Genomic DNA, 4,441 nt, shown 5'->3' with positions numbered 1-4,441 from the left:
ATCTGTCGCTCAACGAGAACGATGTGGGCGAATACCGTACCTTCTTCCGGCTGACGCCGCCCCTGCGCGCCGAGGATGACAGGCTGGCGATGATCGAGGCGATCAAGGACGGCACGATCGACATCATCGTTTCCTCGCATGACCCGCAGGACGTCGACACCAAGCGCCTGCCCTTCGCCGACGCGGCCGCCGGCGCCATCGGGCTGGAGACGCTGCTTGGCGCAGCGCTTCGGCTCTACCACAATGGCGACGTGCCGCTGCTCAGGCTGATCGAGACGCTGTCCACGGCACCGGCGAGATTGTTCGGCCTGCCGGGCGGCACGCTGCAGCCGGGCGCGCCGGCCGATCTCGCGGTCGTCGATCTCGACGAGCCGTGGATCGTCAGCGAAGGCGGCCTGCGCTCGCGCTCGAAGAACACCTGTTTCGAAGGTGCGCGCGTTCAAGGCAAGGTCCTGCGGACGGTGGTCGCGGGCCGCACGGTTTTTTCCGCCTAGACCATCCGACGCATTGAGCGCTGCCAAGTCTGCCAGGCACGGAGTTGCTTGGCGAACCCTCTCGACTCTACCATTATGCTCGACTGATGCCCGCGCAGCGCCGGCTATTGCAAATCAGAGTTGCATAACGCAAATTGAATCAATCTTAAGGCGAGCGAGCCAAGGAAGGAATACGGGGGAAACAATGGGTTATGCGATCGCGCTCGTTTTCGGCTATCTGCTCGGCTCGATACCGTTCGGACTTTTGATCACTCGCGCGGCCGGTCTCGGCGACGTCCGCAACATCGGTTCCGGCAATATCGGCGCGACCAATGTGCTGAGGACAGGCAACAAAGGGCTCGCAGCTGCAACGCTGCTGCTCGACGCGCTGAAAGGCACCGCCGCCGCCCTCATAGCCGGGCATTTTTCGCCGGACTTCGGACTTTTGGCGGGCTGCGGCGCCTTCCTCGGCCATCTCTTCCCGGTCTGGCTCGGCTTCAAAGGCGGCAAGGGCGTCGCCACCTATCTCGGCGTGCTGCTCGGCCTTGCATGGCAGGGCATGCTCGTCTTCGCCGTCGTCTGGCTCGCCATGGCCTTTCTGTTTCGATACTCCTCTCTGGCCGCACTGGCGGCGGCGGTCATCGTGCCGATCGCGCTTTATTTCATCAGCACGCCGCAGATCGCCGGCCTGTTCGCCGTGATGAGCCTGATCGTGATCGCCAAGCACCATGCCAACATCTCGCGGCTGCTGGCCGGCACCGAAGGCAAGATCGGGGCGAAAGGATGAGCGCTCCAGCCGCCGGCCCGCGCCTCAGCGACCGGCAGCGGCTTGCCTGGCTTCGGCTGATCCGCACGCCCAATGTCGGCCCGGCTTCGTTTCGCGAGCTAATCAACCGCTTCGGCTCGGCCGAAGCAGCGCTTGAAATGCTGCCCGAATTGATGATCTCCGGCGGCGCCAATCGCATCGTCCGCATCCCCTCCCTCGCCGAGGCGGAAGCCGAGCTGGAGGCCGCCCGGCGCGCCGGCGCCCGCTTCGTCGGCATTGGCGAGGCCGATTATCCGCCCTTGCTGAAGACCTTGGACAATCCGCCGCCGCTGCTGGCGGTGAAAGGCGAAGGCGCGGTCTTCCGTATGCCGGCGGTGGCGATTGTCGGCGCCCGCAACGCGTCGCTGGCCGGCATCAAGATGGCGCGCATGCTGGCGGCCGACCTCGGCCGCGAAGGTTACGCCATCGTTTCCGGCCTGGCGCGCGGCATCGACACGGCCGCGCACAAAGGCAGCGTTTCGACCGGAACCATCGGCGTGCTGGCCGGCGGGCTCGATGTCCCCTACCCGCCCGAGAATGCCGGCCTGTGCGACGAGATCGCCGATCGCGGCGGCGCGATCGTTTCGGAAATGCCCTTCGCCTGGCAGCCGCGCGCCCAGGATTTCCCGCGCCGCAACCGCCTTGTCGCCGGCATGGCGCTCGGCCTGGTGGTGGTGGAAGCCGCGCAACGTTCCGGCTCGCTGATCAGCGCCCGCCTCGCCAATGACATGGGCCGGCTGGTCTTTGCCGTGCCGGGCTCGCCGCTCGACCCGCGCGCCGCCGGCTGCAACGCCCTGCTCAAGGACGGCGTCACGCTTGTCACCGAAGCCGCCGACGTGCTCGGCGCGCTGGCGCCGCTCGCCGGCACCCGCCCTCCAAGAACCGCGCCGCTTGCCGAGGCGCCCGACATCTCGGCCCTGCCGCCGCCCGGTGAAAACGACCGCGCCGATGTGCTGGAGGCGCTGGGACCCACGCCGATCGCGGTGGACGACATCATCCGCCACACGGGTATGAGTGCGGCGCAGATATCGATGGTGCTGCTGGAGCTCGACCTTGCCGGACGGCTGGAGCGTCATGCCGGCGGGAATGTGTCGCTCATCGCATGACTTGTCACACGGGGCAGAGCCAACTTCCTTATCGAAACAGATATTTCGACACTTCCGGATTGCCGCGGCGCCACATCACATTGTCGAGGAAATAGTGGTGCACGTTGATGAAGATCAGCACGATGAAGAAGAACAGCGACGAACCGAGCACCTGTTTGTCATAGGGGACCAGGGCGGTCAGCACGAACGGGATCAGCCAGAAGCCGAGATAGCCGAGCGCGCCGCCGCCGATGATGAAACCGAGGACCCGCAACCTGTAGCGAGGCCCGAGCACCGATAGGATTTTCGGCTCCGGGTCGCTCGTGGCATCCGAGACGGATCTCTCGACATTGGTCTGGTAGCGCCAGACCACGGCCAGATATTGCAGCGAGTGCAGCGCCGGCACCACCAGCAACCAGAGCGGGTTTATCCTCGCAATCAGGATCCAGAGATAGAGCGATGCGACATAGGCAACGATGCCGTTATACGGCAGGCCTCCATTCTTTCGCCAACGTCTGGCCAGCATCAGAAGCGTGGCCGCCGTCGATCCGACGGCCGCCAGCACCGCAATATCGGTAATCCAGGACGGCGCGGCAAAAGTGTAATACTGGAGTCCGTAATACTGCCCCTGCGTCACAGCCGTATTCGTCTGCAGCCAAGCCAGGATCCACACCGCGTAGCTGTTGACGAGCAGCACCTTCTTGTCCCGGTCATCGAAGAATTTGCGCTTCAAGACGGCGTCGACCATCAGCATGCCGTAGCCTTGCTTGACGTAGTGCCAGCCGACGAAGAAGAACATCGCATTGGCCGCGAAGCCGAGCAGCCGCGTGTTCGACGCCGCCGCGCCATAGGCGAAGAACAGGGCCATGATCACCGGAACGATGACGCCGGCGAAAATGTAGCGAAGTTGCAGGCTCCTGTCGTATCCCTCGCCCCGCGCCTTGCGGCCGAAATTGCGATAGAAGATCTGGTAGGAATGGGCGAAATGCGGGTAGTTCACCAGATAGGCGACGACGACCATCGTCGCGGCCAGCGGACCTTCATAATCGCGCGGCACGAAGAACAGCATCGGCAGGATCAAAAACGCGCTGCCGCCGAGCATGAGGAAATCGGCGACCGGGCCCAAGAGATATTTGCCGGGCGGCGTCGCCGCTTTACGGGCCGTGGTCTCTACCGAAAGGTCAAGTGCCATCCTGGAGCCTCCCTGGGAGGCCCGACTTTAACCATGACCCTGTCCAGGAACAAGGCAACGCGGCAGGATCTCCATTGTCTCAGGAAGTCACACCGTCAGGCTGAGGCGGTCGAAGCGATCTTCACCAGCCGTTTCCTGGCCTCCGCGACCCGCTGCTGTTCCGACCTTATGCGGTCGCACAGCACAAGATTGATCCCGACGCCGCATTCCTCGTCCAGCAGTTGTTTTGCGTGATTGAGCGAAATCTCCGCGCGCTTGACGCGCTGTCTGGCCCTGGCCAGTTCCAAGTTCAGTACGTCCACTGTATCCGCATCCCGATTTGCGGTCCCTTCGGCAAGGAAACAGCCGAGCATGGCTTTTTGTTCCTTATCAGCGACGTGGACAATGGCCCTGCTCCGATCGTCAATTATGAAGGATGAGGCAGGTCGATCTTGGACGGTCAAATTTGGTGAGCGCGATGGGATTCGAACCCATGACCTACTGAGGGGGACGACGACCCGGAAAAGGTGACGCCGATTCCACGTTGGACGTTACACGACTTGCGAAGGACGGCCGCCAGCGGGATGGCAAGGTTGGGCGTTTCTCTTCCCATCATCGAAAGATTCTAAATCATACCTCCGGATCATTCGGGGCAATCGTAGGCGTCTATCAGAAGCACTCTTTCGCGGACGAAAAGCGCGCCGCACTAGACGCTTGGGCCGCCCAGCTTCAACGTATCGAATCCGCCAAAGCCAGGGATCGGTGAAGGCTATTCCCATCTGCGGATAAGGCCTCGCGTACTACGGTTCCCAGTATCCTTCGTTTACCGTCCGACGGCGACTTCACTAGCTTAAGCTTGTTACACCTTGATAGCTTAGGAGTTGCCGCTCAAATGACTGCCACCAAT

The 4,441-nt window shown here is 62.9% G+C and carries 5 protein-coding genes; 3 read left to right on the top strand and 2 right to left on the bottom strand.

Annotation, left to right across the window (positions count from 1 at the left end):
• The 3 genes from EOA27_RS24125 to dprA form a co-directional block, all read left to right on the top strand.
• A partial coding sequence (locus tag EOA27_RS24125) for an amidohydrolase family protein (protein WP_145970500.1) occupies positions 1-494 on the top strand: 494 nt, incomplete at its 5' end.
• A 184-nt stretch (positions 495-678) separates the two neighbouring features.
• Complete coding sequence (gene plsY / locus EOA27_RS24120) at positions 679-1,260, top strand: glycerol-3-phosphate 1-O-acyltransferase PlsY (protein WP_126082625.1); 582 nt, start codon at positions 679-681, stop codon at positions 1,258-1,260.
• Positions 1,257-2,384 carry a DNA-processing protein DprA gene (gene dprA / locus EOA27_RS24115; RefSeq protein WP_126082624.1) on the top strand — a complete coding sequence of 376 codons (1,128 nt, stop codon included), beginning with the start codon at positions 1,257-1,259 and terminating at the stop codon, positions 2,382-2,384. The genes plsY and dprA overlap by 4 nt, the downstream gene beginning before the upstream one ends.
• Positions 2,385-2,412: 28 nt before the next feature.
• Here dprA and EOA27_RS24110 read toward each other — a convergent pair whose 3' ends face one another.
• Entirely contained in the window at positions 2,413-3,555 is a 1,143-nt protein-coding gene (locus EOA27_RS24110; protein WP_126082623.1) for a hypothetical protein, read from the bottom strand.
• Positions 3,556-3,650: 95 nt separating this feature from the next.
• Positions 3,651-3,908, bottom strand: coding sequence for a hypothetical protein (locus tag EOA27_RS24105; RefSeq protein ID WP_126082622.1), 258 nt, complete (start codon positions 3,906-3,908; stop codon positions 3,651-3,653).
• Between the last annotated feature and the right edge of the window lie 533 nt (positions 3,909-4,441).

This window comes from Mesorhizobium sp. M2A.F.Ca.ET.037.01.1.1, from assembly GCF_003998075.1.
Taxonomy (GTDB): Bacteria; Pseudomonadota; Alphaproteobacteria; order Rhizobiales; family Rhizobiaceae; genus Mesorhizobium.
The sequence above is the reverse complement of the archived record's forward strand: the minus strand, read 5'-3'. Positions and strand labels throughout refer to the sequence as shown.